The sequence below is a fragment of the Candidatus Leptofilum sp. genome, from assembly GCF_965223285.1.
GTDB lineage: Bacteria > Chloroflexota > Anaerolineae > Promineifilales > Promineifilaceae > Leptofilum.
In genome coordinates this window covers 6,121,942-6,140,697 of sequence record NZ_OZ244997.1, presented here as the reverse complement: position 1 = coordinate 6,140,697, position 18,756 = coordinate 6,121,942, and the positions used below count along the sequence as shown (strand labels likewise).

At 51.9% G+C, this 18,756-nt stretch carries 18 protein-coding genes and 1 tRNA gene; 7 read left to right on the top strand and 12 right to left on the bottom strand.

The features are described 5' to 3' along the window. Positions 1-79 precede the first annotated feature (79 nt). Positions 80-724, bottom strand: coding sequence for an FHA domain-containing protein (locus ACOQPU_RS27455; RefSeq protein WP_420643018.1), 645 nt, complete (start codon positions 722-724; stop codon positions 80-82). Between the two features lie 254 nt (positions 725-978). Between ACOQPU_RS27455 and ACOQPU_RS27450 the strand changes: the two genes are divergently transcribed. The 4 genes from ACOQPU_RS27450 to ACOQPU_RS27435 all read left to right on the top strand — a co-directional run bounded on the left by ACOQPU_RS27450 (position 979) and on the right by ACOQPU_RS27435 (position 4,130). Continuing rightward, positions 979-1,953 carry a serine/threonine-protein kinase gene (locus ACOQPU_RS27450; protein WP_420643017.1) on the top strand — a complete coding sequence of 325 codons (975 nt, stop codon included), beginning with the start codon at positions 979-981 and terminating at the stop codon, positions 1,951-1,953. Between the two features lie 10 nt (positions 1,954-1,963). Next, positions 1,964-2,305 (top strand): helix-turn-helix domain-containing protein, encoded by a 342-nt coding sequence (locus tag ACOQPU_RS27445; RefSeq protein WP_420643016.1) that lies wholly within the window; start codon positions 1,964-1,966, stop codon positions 2,303-2,305. Positions 2,306-2,518: 213 nt separating this feature from the next. After that, complete coding sequence (locus tag ACOQPU_RS27440; protein WP_420643015.1) at positions 2,519-3,619, top strand: ABC transporter ATP-binding protein; 1,101 nt, start codon at positions 2,519-2,521, stop codon at positions 3,617-3,619. A gap of 145 nt (positions 3,620-3,764) precedes the next feature. After that, positions 3,765-4,130 (top strand): hypothetical protein, encoded by a 366-nt coding sequence (locus ACOQPU_RS27435; RefSeq protein WP_420643014.1) that lies wholly within the window; start codon positions 3,765-3,767, stop codon positions 4,128-4,130. 45 nt (positions 4,131-4,175) lie between these two features. Here the strand turns inward: ACOQPU_RS27435 and ACOQPU_RS27430 are convergent, their stop codons facing one another. The 8 genes from ACOQPU_RS27430 to ACOQPU_RS27395 form a co-directional block, all read right to left on the bottom strand. Next, a complete protein-coding gene (locus tag ACOQPU_RS27430; protein ID WP_420643013.1) occupies positions 4,176-5,330 on the bottom strand; it encodes a DUF4350 domain-containing protein in 1,155 nt (384 codons plus the stop codon). After that, positions 5,327-6,307 carry a DUF4129 domain-containing protein gene (locus ACOQPU_RS27425; RefSeq protein ID WP_420643012.1) on the bottom strand — a complete coding sequence of 327 codons (981 nt, stop codon included), beginning with the start codon at positions 6,305-6,307 and terminating at the stop codon, positions 5,327-5,329. Before ACOQPU_RS27425 ends, ACOQPU_RS27430 begins: the two co-directional genes overlap by 4 nt. Then, the gene (locus tag ACOQPU_RS27420; protein ID WP_420643011.1) at positions 6,307-7,347 is read right to left on the bottom strand and encodes a hypothetical protein; all 1,041 of its coding nucleotides are present in this window, start codon (positions 7,345-7,347) and stop codon (positions 6,307-6,309) included. Before ACOQPU_RS27420 ends, ACOQPU_RS27425 begins: the two co-directional genes overlap by 1 nt. Further along, positions 7,344-8,264, bottom strand: a complete 921-nt coding sequence (locus ACOQPU_RS27415) for a hypothetical protein (protein ID WP_420643010.1) — start codon at positions 8,262-8,264, stop codon at positions 7,344-7,346. The genes ACOQPU_RS27420 and ACOQPU_RS27415 overlap by 4 nt, the downstream gene beginning before the upstream one ends. Before the next feature lie 75 nt (positions 8,265-8,339). Next, positions 8,340-9,041 carry a uracil-DNA glycosylase gene (locus ACOQPU_RS27410; RefSeq protein WP_420643009.1) on the bottom strand — a complete coding sequence of 234 codons (702 nt, stop codon included), beginning with the start codon at positions 9,039-9,041 and terminating at the stop codon, positions 8,340-8,342. Positions 9,042-9,065: 24 nt separating this feature from the next. After that, entirely contained in the window at positions 9,066-10,166 is a 1,101-nt protein-coding gene (locus tag ACOQPU_RS27405) for a hypothetical protein (RefSeq protein WP_420643008.1), read from the bottom strand. Between the two features lie 131 nt (positions 10,167-10,297). Further along, complete coding sequence (locus tag ACOQPU_RS27400; protein ID WP_420643007.1) at positions 10,298-11,485, bottom strand: S1C family serine protease; 1,188 nt, start codon at positions 11,483-11,485, stop codon at positions 10,298-10,300. A 169-nt stretch (positions 11,486-11,654) separates the two neighbouring features. Next, positions 11,655-12,140 carry a gamma-glutamylcyclotransferase family protein gene (locus ACOQPU_RS27395; RefSeq protein WP_420643006.1) on the bottom strand — a complete coding sequence of 162 codons (486 nt, stop codon included), beginning with the start codon at positions 12,138-12,140 and terminating at the stop codon, positions 11,655-11,657. Between the two features lie 149 nt (positions 12,141-12,289). Between ACOQPU_RS27395 and ACOQPU_RS27390 the strand changes: the two genes are divergently transcribed. Continuing rightward, positions 12,290-12,361 (top strand) — tRNA-Arg (locus ACOQPU_RS27390). 2 nt (positions 12,362-12,363) lie between these two features. Here the strand turns inward: ACOQPU_RS27390 and priA are convergent. Both priA and ACOQPU_RS27380 read right to left on the bottom strand, forming a co-directional pair. Next, a complete protein-coding gene (priA, locus tag ACOQPU_RS27385; RefSeq protein ID WP_420643005.1) occupies positions 12,364-15,342 on the bottom strand; it encodes a replication restart helicase PriA in 2,979 nt (992 codons plus the stop codon). Then, on the bottom strand, positions 15,339-16,280 hold the full coding sequence (locus ACOQPU_RS27380) for an HNH endonuclease (RefSeq protein ID WP_420643004.1): 942 nt from the start codon (positions 16,278-16,280) through the stop codon (positions 15,339-15,341). The genes priA and ACOQPU_RS27380 overlap by 4 nt, the downstream gene beginning before the upstream one ends. 118 nt (positions 16,281-16,398) lie before the next feature. Between ACOQPU_RS27380 and ACOQPU_RS27375 the strand changes: the two genes are divergently transcribed. Next, the gene (locus ACOQPU_RS27375; RefSeq protein WP_420643003.1) at positions 16,399-17,133 is read left to right on the top strand and encodes a hypothetical protein; all 735 of its coding nucleotides are present in this window, start codon (positions 16,399-16,401) and stop codon (positions 17,131-17,133) included. 93 nt (positions 17,134-17,226) lie between these two features. Further along, on the top strand, positions 17,227-18,390 hold the full coding sequence (locus ACOQPU_RS27370) for an acyl-CoA dehydrogenase family protein (protein ID WP_420643002.1): 1,164 nt from the start codon (positions 17,227-17,229) through the stop codon (positions 18,388-18,390). A 57-nt stretch (positions 18,391-18,447) separates the two neighbouring features. Here ACOQPU_RS27370 and ACOQPU_RS27365 read toward each other — a convergent pair whose 3' ends face one another. After that, entirely contained in the window at positions 18,448-18,726 is a 279-nt protein-coding gene (locus ACOQPU_RS27365) for a YggT family protein (RefSeq protein WP_420643001.1), read from the bottom strand. Positions 18,727-18,756 lie beyond the last annotated feature (30 nt).

Genomic DNA, 18,756 nt, shown 5'->3' with positions numbered 1-18,756 from the left:
AATTGAAAAGGCACTGTCATTTCTCGACGGTGCCTTTTTTTGCAGATTATGGATGGCCCAAACTTCAAGCTAGCGGCGTTTAATGCGGTTCGTTGTCAATACGGAAGCCGTGACCGCGTACCGTGACGATGTAATTGTATTCATCCAGCTCTACCAACCGGTCGCGCAGGCGACGCACCAGGGCGTCAATTGCCTGTTCTGAAACGCCCAACCCGTCAGTGCCGGGCCAAACAACTTCCACGATGGCATCTCGGCTGCATACCGCTCCTTCAGCATCGTACAGCAGTTCTAGCAAACGAAACTGGGCCAACGAGAGCGGTGGGTCTAGCTCTTCGCCGTTGATTATGACGGCGCGGGCTGCTTTATCAATTTGCAGATTGCCTTCTGCAGTGGGTGGCTCAAAGGTGAGGGGAATGGTGGCATCGGTGCCAACAAATACGAGCTTGACGGCCAGGGCAATGGAGATTTCGTCGCCGTCTTGCAGAATGGCTTGTCCTTCAATTTGGCTACCATTGAGGTGGGTGCCGTTGCGGCTGCCGAGATCATGTACGGTGTAACGGCCGTTTTCCTGGGTAATTCGCACATGATGACGAGAAACCTGCCGCTCTGGCAGCACGATGTGGCAATCTGAGCCACGACCAATCAAAAAATCGTCATTCTCAATTGTCCAGCGTTGACCAACTAATTGTCCTTCACGCGCAACTAAAACCGGTTTTTCATTCATGGTACTCATCCCTCTCACTGGAAATGGCTTCCCAGCCTAAATAGTGGAAATTAAAGATCGGAGATTGGAGCCTAGTACAGTCCGGCGGAAATCCGTACAAAATTATCATGACAAGTGAGCCGGACTGTTTAAGTATTGCGCCATAGTAAATAACCTTAATGCGAACTTTCGGAGCGCAATACTAGAGATTGTGGCCTCCAATCTCATTAAATGCAATGTTGTTCCAGATGATACGTCCAGTATACAATAAACTTATGTTTGTTACGCTCGAAAGCGGTGCTATTTTACGTGAACGTTACAAGCTGACCAACATCGTGGGTCAGGGTGGCATGGGCAGCGTTTATCGTGCGGAAGATTTGCGCTTACCGGGGCGGTTGTGTGCCATCAAAGAAGTTCAACCCGATCCCAACGCAGACGAAACGTATCGTTTGCAAGCCCAAACGCAATTTTTACAGGAAGCCAGTATTTTAGCCCAACTTGATCATCCGAGCTTGCCCAAAGTTTCAGACTTTTTCACAGAAAACGGCCGTGACTACCTGGTGATGGATTTTGTGACGGGTAAAGATTTACGTCAGTTGCTCCAAGAAAACAAAGGACCGCTTTCTGAAGCGAAGATATTGGATTGGGCCGAGCAAATAATTGACGCATTGGCTTACCTTCATCGGCAAACCCCACCCGTGCTGCACCGTGATATTAAACCGGCTAACATTAAGCTCACGCTAGACAACCGCATTAAACTCGTTGATTTTGGACTAGTTAAGGTGATGGCCACCGATGACGAGCGTACCATCACAGTGGTGCAAGGACGCGGCACGGCTCTTTATACGCCGCTGGAGCAGTACGGCGGCGATGGCAGCCACACCGACGTTCGTTCAGACATTTATGCGCTGGGCGCAACGTTTTACCATCTGCTAACAGATTATCCACCACCGGATGCCAAAGCCCGCTTTTTGAACCCAGCTTCGCTGCCACCGCCAGAGCAGCTCAATGAGGATGTGTCGCCCCACGTTTCAGATGCCATTCAGTGGGCAATGGAGATGCACCCAGACGAACGGCCGTCTGGCGTTGAGCTGTTTCGGCAGGTCTTTTTTGGGCTGCAACCACGCCCTGGCACCAAATTACCAACGCCCAACCCTTCTGGTTTGGGGAGTGCCTTACGCGCCAATTGGCTGATCTTGCTAACTGCGCTGTTTCTCTTTTTCATCGCCGTTTTACTAACCATTGTTTGAGGAAAATCGCTTGAGTTGCCCCAAATGTTTTGCCAGGACGGATCAGATAAAACATGGACATACGGCCGCTGGCAGCCAACGGATGCGGTGCAAAAAGTGTGGCTGCCGCTACACGCCTAATCCCCAGGAGCAAGGGTACGATGAAGAAGTGCGCCACCAAGCGTTGGCACTCCATTTGGAGGGGTTGAGTCTTCGCCTGATCGGGCGTTTGCTGGCGGTGAACCACCAGACAGTAGCCAACTGGATCAATGGGTATGCTAATTACCTGCCGCCTGATTTGCCTCCTAGCATCTTGGAATTGGCTGCCTTAGACGGCGATTTAGCCGATATCTTGGCCTTGGACGAAGAGTAATTACGATCAACACCACGCAGTTAGACATTTTTGTGATTTTTTTTGACAGTGGTGAAAACGGCCGTTATAGTTGCTCATCCTCGTTTAGGATTTCTGAAAAACAGCACAAGTTTACAAACGATTAAACCAAATTGAGCAGAAGAAACGGCCGTTTTGGCAATGATTGTTTGCGAGCGTGAAGGTAAAAATTCTTTCACATACAAGGAGATTCAAATGGCTAGTGTAAGTTATCGGCATGTGTATAAGCGATACGGCGACGTCACCGTGGTGACCGACCTTAGCATGGAAATTGCAGACAAAGAGTTTGTGGTTTTTGTAGGCCCCTCCGGCTGCGGTAAGTCTACCAATTTGCGGATGCTCGCCGGGTTGGAAGAGATCACCGAAGGTGAAATTCTCATTGGCGACCGCGTGGTAAACGATGTTCCCCCCAAAGACCGCGACATCGCTATGGTTTTCCAAAGCTACGCTTTGTACCCACACATGTCCGTTTACGACAACATGGCCTTTGGTTTGAAGCTGCGCAAGACCCCCAAGGCAGAAATTGACAAGCGCGTTAAAGAAGCGGCCGATATTTTGGGTCTGGCTCAGTTGCTCGACCGCAAGCCCAAAGCCTTATCTGGTGGTCAGCGCCAGCGTGTGGCAGTCGGCCGGGCCATTGTTCGTGAACCCGCTGTTTTCTTGATGGATGAGCCGCTCTCAAACCTGGATGCCAAGCTGCGCGTGACGGCTCGTGCCGAGATTAGCAAGCTGCACAAACGGCTAGGAACGACCTTCATCTATGTCACCCACGATCAGGTAGAAGCCATGACGATGGGTGACCGCATTGCTGTATTGAGCGACGGTAAATTGATGCAGATCGACTCTCCACGTAATCTGTATAACGTTCCGGATAATGTTTTTGTGGCCGGTTTCATCGGCAGCCCCAGCATGAACTTTTTCGATGCTACGCTGATTGGTGAAGAAGGCAATTTGTATGTAGATACTGGCGATTTCCGCGTTCAGGTTCCGGAAGACCGCAAGCAGGCATATGACAGCTATGTAGGTAAAGAAATTATTTTTGGTGTGCGCCCAGAGCATGTGCATGCACCAGAATTTGCGCCAGTGAACATTCAGGCTGCGCCAATGGAAGCAACGGTTGAGGTAGTTGAACTGTTGGGCCACGAGCAGCACCTGTTCCTCAACTCCGGCCGTAACAGCCTGGTAGCAACGGTCGATACGCGCATGAGCGTTGGGTTTGGCAACAAGATTGGCCTGGTAATGGATATGAGCAACATGCATATCTTCGACAAGAATACGGAAGAGGCTATTCGCTAACCAAATTGGTTGATTAAAACGGCCGTCTCTCATTTCGCATGGGAGACGGCTTTTTTTGTTTGCCACAGAGCGCACAGAAGGATTAGAGAAGCAGCTTTCTTCTCATTTCTCTCTTTATCCTCTGTGGCCAAATTAGAAAAGAATTATGCCTGAAGCAAAACGAAAAGAGGGGGAGTGGTTTCCCGTGCAGTTTGTGTGGAAGCTGCCCAATGGTGACTTTATTCGCGCAATTTTTCGTGCGGTGATTCTGGATACGATCCCGGCGGCGGATAAATATTTAGTGCGGCTGGATGAATTGCTGGCTGGCCGTCAGGAAACCAAAGATGGGGAGATGCGCCCAAAAGAGGAGATGACAATTCCCTATTGGGTGCTGGTGCGCGAAATTATTGGCAATCAGGTAACGTTGGCTTATGAGGTGGAAGACGGCCGTCCCCTGCACATGCGACTCACCACCCTCATTGGCGAACACGACTTCTTCACTCGCTACAACCGGTACGGAAGAAGCGAATGATCGGTAATTATTTTCCAGGACTTGATGCCATTTACCGATTACATCTCACCGATTATCAAACATCGTGGCTTGACGAACAATTTGCACCATGTCGCTTTCGCTGACGTTGGTTTGGGAGAGCTTTTGCAGCGTCTGGCGCAGGGCGTCGGTGTCTAGATTGGTCTGGTAAGTGGCTAGTTGGTTAATAAATTCCTCGTCGGGCAGGCTGGGATTGAGTCGGTAACGAGCACCCAAATCCCGCTTGAGCCGATCGTGGTAATGTTGCAAGACGGCCGTTCGGTGTCCTGCTCGTCTGCTTAAATTGGCAATGCCCGTAATGTACTCCAGCGGCGCGCGGCGCACAATATCTTCGCGCAGGGGCACGGGCCGGCCAAAACGGTGGCCTCGCAGCAGCAGCCCAATAAAAATGATGGCCAACACCAGCAGAAGGGCGCGTCCGCCCGGCGTGCGCTGGAGCCAGTTGCTGGATGTCAGCGCGCCGTCGGTTTGAGGACGAATGCCGTGATGCCACTCGTTGAACCAGATGCTGCGCAGGTTTGGGGTGGCGTTGAGCAGGTTCAACACCAGTTCGGCATTGCCCTCGGTTTGCAACCCGTCGTTGCTAAACGGTTCGGTAAGGCTGGTGAGAATGACACGGCCGTTTCCTTCGGCAAAGGCAATGGCGATGGGGTTTCCGGCGCGATTGGCCAGCAGCGTCACAAAATCGTCCCGGTCCGTGCGCAAAAAGTAGGGCGTGGCGGCTTGAATCTCGTTGAGGGCTGGGGCGTTGAGCAAGGGGGTTTGGTTGGAGACGGCCGTATCTGCCGACGGCACCAAGCCATAACTTACATCCAACTCTTGCGCCAGCGAGATGGTAGCTTGCGTGGTGCCAGCCAGCAGCAGCGTGCCGCCATCTTCCACCCAGCTACGCAAAATGGCCCATTCGCCGGGGGTGAAGGCCACCGTTGGCTCTAACACCAAGGCCAGGTCTACCTTGTTGGGTATGCCAAAGGATTCACCGACTGAATCGGTGAGCTGGAGCTGCTGGGATTCCAGGTAAAGCCAGAGGGCGCGGCTGCCTTGGGGCTGGGTAGAGTAGGAAGCGAGTGGCGGATCGGTGAGCGATGCCTGGGCTTGCTGCACCACAGTGATGGTGGTGAACAGCGTCAGCAGCAAGAAGAGGCCCAGGGCGAGCCATGAATCGCGGCTTAAGCGTTTCATCTGGCTTCCTTTTGCTGCTTGAGCGTTTCTACCCGCTGAGCGTACACGTCATATTCGCTGGCCGTGAGGGTTTGGAAGCCGTACCAAACGCGGTCGAATACGTCGATGACTTCGCGCAAGATGGTGGCCAGTTCGGGGCGGTGGGCCACGGTGCGTAAATATTCCCGGTTCGTCAGAGACCGATCGTAGCGGAGCAGCCCTCGTTCTTCTAGCAGCAGCAGGGAGGAGAGGTAGAGGTAGCGAACGGCCGTGCGATAATCCCCGCCTGTGGAAAGCTCCTGGGCTTTTTGTAAAGCCAGCTCGGCGGTGAGCGGCTCGCCGCCCAGCTCCTCTTCGGCAAAGATGGCAGCATCGGCGGTGAAATCACCAATGAGTCCGCGTAGGGCGTAAGCGAGCACGCCAGCCACCAGCACAGCGGCCAGAATGACCAACAGATCACTGATTGGCAGGCGCACGGTGCTATCATCGGGGAAGAGCCGCAGGAAAAAGTCTTCAATTGCCTGCCGGATGTTTTGCCACAGCCGCTGCAAGAAGTTGGGTTCCTCAGGCGCGTAATCAAACTGTGGCTGGCTTAAAATATCGTTGAACGCGGCTTTGTCTAGCTGGGGCAAGCTGGGGTCTGGCCATCCCTGGCGGCTGCTGTAGTAGGCGGTAAGCAGCGTGGCCACTGTTTCGTGGTTCATATTTTCATTTTCTAGCTGGCGGATGAAATATGTATGATCGATCGGATGGATACGGCCGTCTGCCAGTTCAATTTGGGTGATGCGGATGAGGGTTGTGACGGCCGTATTGCGCACACTGTTGTCGTCTTCGTCAGCCGCGTTCAAATCATCCCGAATTTGGGCAATCGTTTCCCAATAATCATCCAGCGGCACGGCATTGGATTGCGCCGTGGCGGGGTGTACTCCGGCCACCACTATGGCAATTAGGATGATGAACGGCAGGGTGGAACGGCCGTGTCTCCCCCACACTCCCATCAAAGCCCGCCTATCCCCAACGCTAGGACAATAAAACCGAGCACCAGCGCAACGTACAGCACAATAATGGCAACTTCGATTAGTGCAAAATAGCCCATTTCTTCCCATTTGGGGATGGCTTTGCTGTCTAATGCGGGAGCGGTCATGGCTAGCGTTTCCGCGTTTGCTTCTTCGCTTAAAGCTAAGAGTGCTAAGTCAAATCCTTCTGTGCGAACGCGCACATCAAAATAGAGTAAGGTTACGCAAGAAAGCTGTAAGGGCAGGTAAATCAGATTGAGAAGCAAGCCGATTACCTGTTGAACCAGCGTGGTGGTGGTTGTGTCTAAGCCGCTGCCGACAGTGCTTTCGACAATGAAGACCGAAAGTAGGGCCGGGCCAGTAACAATAAGCTGCCCGAACAGCCCCAACAGCAGCATAAAGCCAATGAGCCACCAAAAACGCCGTCTGGCTAAATCCCAGGCGCGTTGTAGCCCCGCCATGGCACCACGCTTTTCCAACACGATTACCGGTGCCACGAGCGGTAGCACAACCAACCCGAAGAAAAATATCATGCCCAGGCCCGTCAACCAGCCAAGGCACGGCACAACAACCCACCAAATGAAGAGCGCGATGATGAAAAATATGCCGATAAATGTGGCTAACAATAAAGTAAATCCAGAAAGCCCGATTTTGCGGTAGGCGTCAAACAGGCCTATTTTATGCCCCAGGTAATTTTCGGCGACGGCTTTGGTCATGGCCGCCGTGGCTAGCTGCACCAGCAGCAATGTAACCAGTCGCCCCAGCCAGACCCACGGATTATTGCCGAAGCCCATGCTTTCAAACGTTTGCAGCCAAATGTCGGTGACGGTGGCGGCGGGATCAAAGCCAAATTCAGGGGTGGGTGCCAGCCAGAGGCCGACCATGTTTACGGCCGTTGCTGGAATTTGAGCAATGGCCACAATGCCAACGAACAGCAAAAAGTTGTTGCGATACAGCCGAATGGCGCGATCCAGCAGTTGAGACATGCTCAATGGCTGTAAATTATTAGGGAGTGCGGTCATAATCCTATTTTGCCAGTTAAATTAGAGAGATCGGAGTCAGTTTCATTATCACTTGAGGCCAGGATCATCAAATCGAAACCTTCATAGCGGATACGCAAATCAAAATACATCAGGGTGATGGCGGTAAAACGAATAGGCAAGAAAACAGCCGTTAACACCAATGAGACCGTCTGCTGAATAATTGCCTGCGTGATTGGGTTGATATCGCCGATGATAACCGGAATAAGAAAACCTAACAAAGCAGCTGGCCCAGAAACAATGATTCCGGTCAACAAGCCTAATAAAAACAAATAGCCAAATACCCACCAAAAACGTTTCCTGCCCAGCTCCCAAGCTCGCTTAAGGGAATCAATAGTGCCTGAATTCTCCAGCACGACGACTGGTGGCAGCAAGGAGAAAATGATGTTGGCTACTGCTCCAAGCACAATGAATGTGGGAATTGCAATCAAGATGCCCAGGCAAGGAATAATGGCAATGAGACCAACCGGAATGAACATGAGAACCAGCAGCAAGCCGCCCATAAGGGTTGCCGCAATGAGGCGCAGCCAGGAGTTACCCATGCGACGAAATGCCCCATCAAAGCTAACGGCTCGCCCCAAGTAGCTATCTGAGACCGCTTTGGTAATAGCGGCCGTACCAATTTGGGTAAAAATGAGGGAGGCAATGGCAATGACGATGCCAAATAGAAAGAATGGTAAAAGAAGTTGTTCTGGTTGCTCAGTCAACAAGAACCCTTCAGGATTTGTTAAGTCGCCAGAAAATACAACTAAAAGCAGTTGGAGCATGATCGTCGGCAACTGCGTGATGACGGCAATGCCTAGAAAAACAAAGAAATGCTTGCGAAATAGTCGAAAGGTGCGGTCGAAAAGTTCGCCAATGGACAACGGCCGTAAATCCAGCAAATTTGTATGATTCATCTGTTCCTCCGGGGTTGATGTGGGGAGAGCGTAAGAACTGGCATAACGAAAATTATACCCGAAAGTTTCCCCACGCTACAAGATTTTTTGCAGCGTGTTCATCCCTGTTTGGAACTGTTTTGCGCCGCCACGGGAGGGATGGCGAACGGCCGTATGCGTCAATTCCCACCGCGCCAATGCCCCGGCAGCTTTCTTGCCAACGGCCACAATTTTGATGCCTGGGAATAGGTGGAGCAGATGATGGAGGAATGGCCTTCCCAATGCTATCTCGCTCATTTTGGGGGTACGGTTCGATTTTGGCGTGTTGGGCTGGTGAGGGTGAAAGGGAAAGACGTTCCATAAAAGCGGCAGCGGTCGCCATTCGTTAATGGTACGCCAGACGATGGTCGCGCTTGCCTCACGATTGACATCCGTCCATTCAGGAATTGATTGGAACGGGTTGCTTTCTAACCCGAACCGGGTGCTCAATGTCGCCAAAATGTGCTGGCTGGTGAATGGAATCCCCGTGAGCCGACAGCCCCGATAGCCCGGTGCCTCGCCAACCAAAAGTTGTTTTGGCTGTTGCTGTATCATCAGTTGCAGGTACGTTTGTAAATTGTGGCGGCGTTGGTGGGCAAACGCCTGCGCTGAGCCATGTCGAAGTGGCCATTCCTCGGCGTACGGGTTGGTGCAATGTTGCGGGGGGACGGCCGTTGCCAAATTATGAACAAATTCTTTGATTTTCATTAAAGGGGGGGAATAGTTGATAGGGAAGGAGATTAGAGATTTTAGAATCATTCTCTAATCTCCAGTCTCAAATTTTTAGAAGCGGAGCAGCGCGCCGATGTTGCCTGCATTTTCCAGATCAGGATCATCCCGGATCACCTCTACATGCGCCCCCTGGTTTAAGCTGAGGGTGAAGGCACTATCGATCACGTCATCAACGGCCGTTAACTCACGGTCACTCAACGGGCTTTTGGCCAAATTCGCCACCACAAAGCCAGAGTTGTAATCTACATAGCCCGGCATCTGGAAACCATCACTAAGCAGCAGGGTTTGCACCCGACGGTTGCTAATGGCTTCCAGCGTATCGTCCAGACCCAAAACGGCCGCGCCGCCGCTGGCACTGGTTCCCACCAATGTTTTTATCAGCTTCTTTTCTCGCTCGGCATTGGCGGTTTGTAACAGCTTCAACGTTTCGGTTCGCACTTCATGCTCGCCAGCGTTCATGTCCATCACAAAACTACCAACCAGGCAGCTTTGCATCTGTTTAGGGAGTAGCTCACGGAATTGGGCGGTATTTTCGGCCGTACCGCCCAAAAACAGGCGGCGAATGGGCTTATTGCCAAAAAAGTCTACGGCCGCATTGGCAGCATCCCGCAGGTTACGCCGCGCGTTTTCTTCTTCGCGGCTGCCGCCCCCAACGCCCCCACGCCGCCCAATGGCTGAGGAACCACGCCCTTGCTTCAGCTTTTGAATTTCTTCACCCAAAAAGCCATTGCTCTCTTGCAGGGTGCCTAGATGGTAGGCAAAAAAGCGGGCACCAACGCGGTCAACCAGAATGACACCATAATGGGCATAATGCTCCAACAAATGCCCCAGCGGCTTCAGATACGGTTTGGGGGTCACGCGTAGCCGGTTGCGGAAGGAAACGGCCGTCGGGAACGATTCAAAAAAGTCACCACCCCGGCTGCTAAACAGAGCGAGTCCGGGTGATTTCCAGTCGAAGCTATGGTTCAGATACGTTTCTACTGCTTGAACATCTGCTGCCAACCCACTGACTTGGCGCAGCAGATTTTTTGCTTTTAGCTTGATTGCTTCAGTAGGTTCCTCGCTGCTGTCGGTGTTTAGGTACAAACTCAGCACTTTTTGCTCGCTAGGTTCAAACGATAACAATGCCTGGAATTGATCTTGGGTGATCATGTAACCTCCTGTCTCGTGAAAGAAAAAGTTAAGGGATTGAGGCAGTGTGATAACGGTGAGGAATAGCGGGGTGGCCACGATGTTACCGTTATGTGGAAAATTTTAATTGGAGGCAACGGCCGTAAATTGAGCTACGGCCGTTCCCCCAGCGTAAGTGGCAATTTAATTTCTTCACCATCCCGAATGACCGTCAGCTCGACAGTCTCGCCAACGATCGTTTCAAAAACCAGATAGCTCAATAAATCATCCGAAGTCCGAACAGGTTGATCGTTGATGGCCGTGATGTAATCGCCGTCGTTGGTAAATGATACCGACAAATTGTTCCCGACAAGCCCGGCAGCATCGGCAGGTGTATTTTCTAAAACGCCCGTCACGTAAACGCCATTGGGCGGCAAATCCAGCACTTCTAGCTGTCGAATGGTAAACGCCTGTGGCCACATGCTAATACCCAAATACGGGTAGACGTACTCTCCCTCAGCGATGAGGGCCGGGGCAATGTTGCGGACGGCGTTGACGGGGATTGTGAAACCCACCCCAGAGTTCTCACCTGTGGCAGACAGGATGGCACTGTTCACGCCAATCACCTCGCCATTGAGGTTGATCAACGGGCCGCCGGAGTTGCCAGGGTTAATGGCGGCGTCTGTTTGAATCACTTGCGGAATTGAGAAGTTGCCACCGGCCACCACGCGCTGGCTTTCGATAGTGCGGCCCAGGCCACTGATAACGCCAATGGACATCGAGCCAGCTTCGCCAAAGGGGTTTCCAATAGCAATAACAAATTGGCCCACCTGCAAGCTGCTGGAATCACCTAATGGTACAGGCTGCACGTTTGCTGGCAAACTATCTACCGATATGACCGCCAAGTCACTGTCTACATCTGCGCCGCTCAAGTCGGCACGGCTGCGGTCGCCGCTGGCAAACACCACCTCGAACTCGGTACCGCCAGTCACCACATGGTTGTTGGTAACAATATTGCCCTCCAAATCCACCACGAAGCCGCTGCCGGTGCTTAAAAAGAGGCCATCATCGTCAAAAACAAAGATGTGCACCACGGCTGGATTGACTCGGTTGTAAATTTCGATGAAGCGGTTTTCCAGATCGGCGGTGACAACTTCAGTAGATTGGGCAGGGGCACTAATGTCGATGACATTTGCCTGAGCCGATACGGTGGCAACGGCCGCTGCCACAACCGCGTCTTCATCAACGTCAGAGCCGTTGCCGCTTTCGGCTGGCAACAGGGTGGCTGCCTGGCAGCCGAGGCTCACAAAACCAGCAAGGGCAAGAATGAGGAAGATTGGATTTTGGAAGATACGTTTCATGCGGGTTTTGATCCTTGTTTTTCCCAAAGTCAGTATAGCTCCATTTTAGGAATTACCCAGATGGTGTGTCAAGGATACTGCCCTATTTCACACTATTTTTTCATTGGGAGCGGTGCCGTTGCCACCAGCGGTTAAAGTATCCTTCTTTCCGTTTGGCCCTATCGAATATTTATGGTTTTGAGTGCAATCCGGCAACGGTTTGGATCCTGTTCCACCAAGTTTGCAAATTGGGCTGGTTCTGGGCGGCATGGGCTGCCCAATCTCCATTGGCCACAATCGGCTTACCAACAACCAGTTCTGACTGGCCCAGGTACACCCATGCTTGTTGGGAACGGCCGTTTGCCAAAATCACCTCAACTGCCCGCCGCCTATACCCAGATGCGTCTGGCCGGTTGGGCTGATACCCCTCCAGTGCATCCAACCGCTGCTGAACAACCACATACTTTGTAGGTGCAACCGTGATGACGATCCCCTGAACGACATCTGAGGTTTCTGCCGAAACCAGCATGGGATAATACCCCATGTCGTATAGCTTCCCACCCTTAAATGTAGCAGGCTGCTTGGTTAAGATATCCGTTCCCCACAGGTAGAAGTTCGGCTGGTTTGGCAGCAGGGTGCCATATACAAAAAAAGGGAGTTGCAGGTCGTGTGGCATTTTCTACCCGAAAAGTTTTGTTCCTTCCAATGGTTTACGCTACCATTGCCTGGCAGCAGTAACCATTTATGATTATAGGCAACTATTGGGAAAATGCTGCAAATTTTGAGTCAAATCGCAGTTTTTGATAAGTTTAGCTTATCGCTCCCGCCCTCGTAGCTCAATGGATAGAGCAATCGCCTCCTAAGCGATAGATTCAGGTTCGAGTCCTGACGGGGGTATTTTACAAAGTGCTAACTGGGTCTATGTCCACCATCCATTTGGGCGGGATAGGGAAGTCGGCCAGCAGCCGGTTGGGGTCTGGGGAGCGCACGATGATTTGCCACCGGAAACGGCCGTCTACCCGGTTAAAAAACGGTGGTACTGGCCCCAAAATTTCCGACGCCGCCAACGCCTTCTCCCGAATGTGCAGCCGCAGCCCTTTGGCCAACGCCTCCGCCTCCCGCTTGCCCCGCTCATCTATTGGATCAATCAGCAACAGCCGCGCCATGCGCCGGAAGGGGGGCAGGCTGTGCTGCGTGCGGAAGCGAATCTCATCAATGTAAAACGAGGCAAAATCATGTTCGGCAGCGGCCTGAATGGCGTAATGTTCCGGCTTGTACGTTTGGATGATGACGCGCCCGCCCAGCAGGCCGCGCCCGGCCCGCCCCGCCACCTGCGCCAAAATTTGGAAAGCGCGTTCCCCCGTGCGGTAATCGGGCAATCCCAAAGAGACATCGGCTGAAATGACGCCGACCAGCGTCACCAATGGTAAATCTAGCCCTTTGGCAATCATTTGTGTGCCCACCAAAATATCTGCTTCTTGGTTGATGAAGCTGGCGAGGAGCGTTTCATGGGTGTTGCGCCCGGCGGTGGTGTCACGGTCCCAGCGGGTGATGCGCGCCTTCGGCCATCGCTGCCGCACCCGCTCCGCCACCTCTTCCGTGCCCAGGCCAAAGTAACGAATCCGCTTTGAGCCACATTGCGGACATTCCGTTTGGTTGGGTTCGCGACGGCCGCAATGGTGGCAAACCAGCATCATCCCGTGCCGATGGTAGGTAAGCGGCAGATCGCAGCGTGGGCAGGTGGCCACATAGCCACAATCCCGACAAATAACGAAGGTGGCTGAGCCGCGCCGGTTGAGGAACAAGATGGCTTGTTCGCCTCGTTCCAGCGTCTCGGTAATGGCTTTTTCCAGGGCGCGGCTGAAGATGGAGCGGTTCCCAGCGCGCAGCTCCTGACGCAAATCCACAATCTGGATGGGGGGTAGGGGAATGGTGAGGGCGTCATCAGGGTCTTCCCCGGCATGTTGGTAATGGTTTTTAAGCTGTAGCCGCTCTGCCTGGCTTTCTAACCGTTGGCGATGCCCCATGACGCGCTTTTGCAGCTCTAGCAGTTGGAAACGGCCGCTTTGCGCACGATGGTAGGTCACAATGTCTGGCGTGGCGCTGCCCATGATGACGGTGGCTCCGATGATTTGGCTAAGGGCAACGGCCGTTTCGCGAGTGTGATAGTACGGTGGAGGTACGGGCGGCGTCTGCTTATAGCTGGGGTCATGCTCCTCATCCAGCACAATCACGCCTAGATTGGGCAACGGCGTAAACAAGGCACTGCGCGGCCCCACCACGATGTCGAACAGCCCCTGCCGTGCCCGTCGCCAGGTGTCGTACCGTTCGCCATCGGTGAGGCGGCTGTGCAGGACGGCCACGCGCCCCGGAAAGCGGGCGGCAAAGCGGCGCACGGTTTGTGGCGTCAGGGCAATCTCCGGGACCAAAACGATGGCTTGTTGCCCCTCGGAGATTGCATTGGCAATCGCCCGCATATAAATTTCCGTCTTGCCGCTGCCCGTTACCCCGTGTAATAAAATTGGTTTGGGCGCAGCAACTGCGAATTCCTCTTCACCTTGTTCCATCACCTCTTCAGCGGTCAGAATCGCCATTTTGATGCGGCCCCAGACGCGGGCCTGGTCGGCAGTGAGCATCGGGGCCTCGGCCGGCACGAAGTCACGATCTGCCAGCGGATCGCGCCATACTTCTTCTGAACCAAAGCGGATGAGGTCTAGCTTGGCCAGCTTGCGCAAATGGTTGATGGTGGCTTTGGTTTGGGCGTAAATCTCCGTCAAGCTGACGGGTTGAGCAGCCTGAGCCAGCAGCGTGAGAACATCGTGGTAGTTGGTGGCGCGACGCAGCTGCAGAATGTGGCCAAGCAGTTGATTTGGAGGGATGGCGAGGCTGAGGGTGGCAAGTTCTTCAAAGGTTTCCAGGTGGCCAGAGTCTATTAAATTGTTAATTGTTAATGGTAAATTTTTAATGGTTATTCGGTCGAGTGGAGCGGGGAGTTGAGCGAAAACAGTTGCGTGTTCGGCAGGTGGCTGTTTGCCAGTGGGGAGGATGGTGGTTTGGGCTGGGGTTCGGCTGATACGGCCGTCTTTTTCCAATTGCTTCAAATGTTTTTCTTGGGCACCGGTGGCTGCGAGTACGGCCGTTTCTTCTGGTAAAGGATCGTCACTGTTGAGCAAATAAAGCAGCACGTCTGCTTGCTTGTTGGCGCGGCCCAGCCTCGGCACAATAGCTTTCACTCGCTCATCGCTGGCAATGAGTTCAGCGGTGCGTATTTGCTTGGGGCGGATGCGTGGTGGGTCTAGCACGGTAGCTTTCCGCAAAATTTGGCGTTTGGTGAGCTGGTTTACGGCCGTTTTCCAATCAATTTTTTTCTTCGAGCTGCCGCTGGCTTTCCGTAACGCACGCTGTAACTGCCGTCCGCGCAAATCGCCGCGCTCCCGGAGAACATTGATGATTTGCTGCTGGAGTGGGGTGAGACGGCCGTTGCCATCCCAATATGGATTGATGTCTACCGTGACGTCTGCCCAGCGGGTAAGGCCAGGGGGCAGCATGAGGCGCAGGCAGGCATTGAGCGGTGCCAAATAGGTTTGGCTGAGCCACTGCGCCAGCTCAATTTGCCACCAGAAAACCACAGGTTTTTCATCGATCAGGGCAATAATCGGCTTGATTTCTTCGATGGGTGCCGTGTCATCAAAGCGCAGAATAATACCCTGCGCCAGCCGTCGCCCAAACTCCACCTCAACCAGATGGCCTAACCGGAGTTTAGGCTTCAGGTCCTTAGGAATATGATAATGAAACGTGCCTTCCAGCGGCGCTTCAATGTTGATCACCAGTTCAGCAAACATCTGTTCTAGCGTATTGCGCTTTGGGGTTTTGGTCAAGTATTAGGGGTGATCAACCGTTCCTTATTAGTTTTACTTTTTTTGTAGCAGTCTAAACAAAATGGCTTTGACATTGAACTTGGATTTGCGATTCCGCACGCATGGCAAAATTTTTCTTCGTAGGTCATGTTTCTAAACCTGGTCCAAGATTTGTAGCAGCTCAAACAAAATGGTTTGTGTTGATTGAAATGGATTTGTTCACCACATCGAATGCAAACGCCCTTGTTTGGTTCAAGAAGATTTTGATTTAGTTCTCTATTTGCTTTGGATTTTTCATGTGCATGGTGACAATCTCGGCACAACACCGTAATGTCGCCTGCTAATTCATGGCCTAACCGCTCGTAAGTTCGGTGATGTGCTTCAAGCTGCACTTCGGAGCGCGACCGATTGCATAATTGGCAGCGATTTCCTGCCCGAGCCTTTGCCTCTTCGGCCTTTAATTTCCATTCCTTGGAACGAATATAGGCTTTGTAATTTACAAGATTTTGGTGTTCATTCTTATTAAGCAGGCCACCGAGTGAGGCAGTAAAACGTTTTGGCTTTTTACCTAGTTCTTGTTCAATAAAGGCGATCAATTTTCCTTTTGTTAATTCATACGCTTTTAGTAGTTTCTCACAAAATTCGATGAGTTTTTTGTATTCCGCCAGTTTGCTATTATGCAAATTTTTTTGAGAATTGTTCTTTTGCCCAACCTTACTGTCATTATTGACCAGGGAATATAGATTATTTAGGCTTTTGCCCACTCTTTCTTTGCGAACATGAAATTTCAGACTTTTATAATCCGAAGTTATTTGTTTATTGAGGACTTCTAAATTTGTTTCAATCTCCTCGATCAATTCTATTTGTTTTTGCGCATCTTGTACTTTTGTTGGCTTAAAACTGCCTTTTGGAGGTACAAATTCGGCTATCATTGTTTTGTATTTTTGCAAATCAGACATTGTGTTTGAAAGGGTCTTGGTTTCTTTGGCACGAAAGAAAATGATTTTTTAATTCAATGGGTAGAAAGAATGAACCCGTGTATTATTGTTAGGGTACAAGGAAATAGTTACAAGAATTATGACTTTAGGTGAGACGAACCCCAGAATTTTGCATGCAGATCAGGAGCATACCGGGCTTCGCACGGCCGTATTTGCCCTGCTCTTTCTCTCCTTGATTGTGGCCTTTTTGGGCTTGCGTGCTTTGCTGAGGGCGGTAGGCACAGATTGGATAGTGGATTATGCTTTTGCACTCTCCTGCTTTGGCGCGTTTCCGGTGGCGGTGGGCATCATTTGGGTGGCGGAGCGGTACATGAAGCAGGTTTGGCCAAGCGGCCGTACGGTAACCCTTATATCTAATGGCGTGACTGTACAAACAGAGGCAGGCAACCAGGTAACCTTGACTCAGGAGCAGGGGGTTGTGCCGCTGGCGTGGCACTTTGATTTGCAAGGCTGGCAGCGGGGTGGCCGTGAGCGGCGGGTACCGCAAAACTGGACTTGTTTGGCCGTTGAGCTAAAAGCCAGCAAAGAGCAGATCATTGTCTTCACGTACTTGCCTCCGGATCAGGCAGACCAATGGTTAGGGCAAAAGACGCCGTTTGCCTTCCACCAAATTCACCCGCAGCGCATATACGATAGCTCTTGGCGGAAACGATTAGCTGGCCCCAGGCGGCCAGAAATTCCTGCCGAAATTATTACCGGCAAGGATGGCCCGTATTGGCTGGCCGAACGCCGTCGCTGGATTGATGGCTTTGAACTGCCACCGGAAGAATTTGAAACGTTTATGAACCATATTCAAACAACACTGGAATTGTGAATTGTGAATAATAAATTGTGAATTGTGAGTGATCCGTTCACAATTCAAACTCCACAATTCTCCATTCACTTTTACTTTGGAGGATTTCCCACGATGTTTGACTTTATTACCGAAGAACACAAGATGATTCAGCAAGAGGCGCGCCGCTTTGCCCAAAATGAAGTGGCTCCTGTGGCTGAGCACCACGACCAAACAGGCGAATTCCCCATTAACACCGTGCGTAAAATGGGTGAATTAGGCTTTATGGGCATTGAGGTGCCGGAAGATTATGGCGGCATTGGCATGGATACTTTGGCCTACTCGCTGGCACTTACCGAGATTTGCAAGGCAGATGCCAGCCACGGCACGGTAATGTCGGTTAATAACTCGCTGTATTGTCACGGCATTCTCAAATTTGGCACGGAAGCACAGATTCAAAACTATGTTGCGCCAGTTGCTAGCGGCCAGAAAATTGGGGCTTACAGCCTCACAGAGCCGATGTCTGGCAGCGATGCAGGCACGATGAAGAGCCGTGCGGTTTTGAATGAAGCAGGGACCCATTACGTGATTAACGGCCGTAAATCTTGGGTAACCTCTGCGCCATTTGCCGACTATATTGTGCTATTCACCATGACCCAACCAGAGAAAAAGCACAGAGGCGTCACCGCCTTTCTCATTGAAACTGATCATCCCGGCTTTGAGCGGGGCAAAACGGAGCCGAAGCTAGGCATTCGCGCCAGTGCTACCAGCGAGATTATCTTCGATAATTATGAATGCCCTGTTGAAAATCGGTTGGGAGAAGAAGGCGAGGGCTTCAAAATTGCCATGACGGTGCTGGATGCCGGACGCATTGGCATTGCTTCTCAAGCGTTGGGCATTGCCGAAGCAGCTTTGGAAGCCAGTATTGCTTATGCTCAGGAACGTGAGGCATTTGGGCAAAAGATCGGTCAATTCCAGATGATCCAGCAAAAGCTGGCAGATATGAAATGCCGCGTGGACGCTAGCCGCTTGCTCATCTACCAGGCGTGTTTGGCCAAGAAAGCGGCTAAGGAGACAGGTGGCCGGTACTCATTAGAAGCCAGCATGGCCAAGCTGTACGCCAGCGAAACGGCGATGTACGTCACCACTGAGGCGATTCAAATTCATGGGGGGATGGGGTATAGCAAGGAGATGCCGCTGGAACGGTACTTCCGGGACGCCAAGATTACGGAAATTTATGAAGGCACCAGCGAAATTCAGCGAATGGTGATTGCCCGCAGCCTGACGGGATTAAGGTAACAAGCTGCAAGTGGCAGGTTTGAAGGTTTTACTTGCCACTTGCCTACCTACACCAAATTACGCCAAACTCACGATAAGATTCACCACCAGCCCCCGAATCAAATCCAAACCAATCAGCAGGATCAGCGGCGTGAAGTCGAGTCCGCCCATGCTGGGCAGCAGGCGGCGTATGGGCTGGATGAGCGGCTCTGTCGATTGAAAGACAAAGCGCAAAATTGGCCCCCAAAACGGATGGTACGGATCTACGCGAATCCAGGAAAAAATAACGCGGGCAAAAATCAAAATGGTGTAAGCTCTGAAAATAATGTCAATGGCGTTTGCAATAGCAATAATCATCAAAAAGTCCTTATAAAATTAGCCATAGAT

Bases quoted from the DNA above. Each gene is read 5' to 3' on its own strand.
- ACOQPU_RS27415 (WP_420643010.1), bottom strand. From the start codon at position 8,264: ATGAATCATACAAATTTGCTGGATTTACGGCCGTTGTCCATTGGCGAA.
- ACOQPU_RS27375 (WP_420643003.1), top strand. From the start codon at position 16,399: ATGACTTTAGGTGAGACGAACCCCAGAATTTTGCATGCAGATCAGGAG.
- ACOQPU_RS27380 (WP_420643004.1), bottom strand. From the start codon at position 16,280: ATGTCTGATTTGCAAAAATACAAAACAATGATAGCCGAATTTGTACCT.
- ACOQPU_RS27440 (WP_420643015.1), top strand. From the start codon at position 2,519: ATGGCTAGTGTAAGTTATCGGCATGTGTATAAGCGATACGGCGACGTC.
- ACOQPU_RS27425 (WP_420643012.1), bottom strand. From the start codon at position 6,307: ATGGGAGTGTGGGGGAGACACGGCCGTTCCACCCTGCCGTTCATCATC.
- ACOQPU_RS27400 (WP_420643007.1), bottom strand. From the start codon at position 11,485: ATGAAACGTATCTTCCAAAATCCAATCTTCCTCATTCTTGCCCTTGCT.
- ACOQPU_RS27365 (WP_420643001.1), bottom strand. From the start codon at position 18,726: ATGATTATTGCTATTGCAAACGCCATTGACATTATTTTCAGAGCTTAC.
- ACOQPU_RS27430 (WP_420643013.1), bottom strand. From the start codon at position 5,330: ATGAAACGCTTAAGCCGCGATTCATGGCTCGCCCTGGGCCTCTTCTTG.
- ACOQPU_RS27395 (WP_420643006.1), bottom strand. From the start codon at position 12,140: ATGCCACACGACCTGCAACTCCCTTTTTTTGTATATGGCACCCTGCTG.
- ACOQPU_RS27420 (WP_420643011.1), bottom strand. From the start codon at position 7,347: ATGACCGCACTCCCTAATAATTTACAGCCATTGAGCATGTCTCAACTG.
- ACOQPU_RS27405 (WP_420643008.1), bottom strand. From the start codon at position 10,166: ATGATCACCCAAGATCAATTCCAGGCATTGTTATCGTTTGAACCTAGC.
- ACOQPU_RS27450 (WP_420643017.1), top strand. From the start codon at position 979: ATGTTTGTTACGCTCGAAAGCGGTGCTATTTTACGTGAACGTTACAAG.
- ACOQPU_RS27410 (WP_420643009.1), bottom strand. From the start codon at position 9,041: ATGATTCTAAAATCTCTAATCTCCTTCCCTATCAACTATTCCCCCCCT.
- ACOQPU_RS27370 (WP_420643002.1), top strand. From the start codon at position 17,227: ATGTTTGACTTTATTACCGAAGAACACAAGATGATTCAGCAAGAGGCG.
- ACOQPU_RS27455 (WP_420643018.1), bottom strand. From the start codon at position 724: ATGAATGAAAAACCGGTTTTAGTTGCGCGTGAAGGACAATTAGTTGGT.
- ACOQPU_RS27435 (WP_420643014.1), top strand. From the start codon at position 3,765: ATGCCTGAAGCAAAACGAAAAGAGGGGGAGTGGTTTCCCGTGCAGTTT.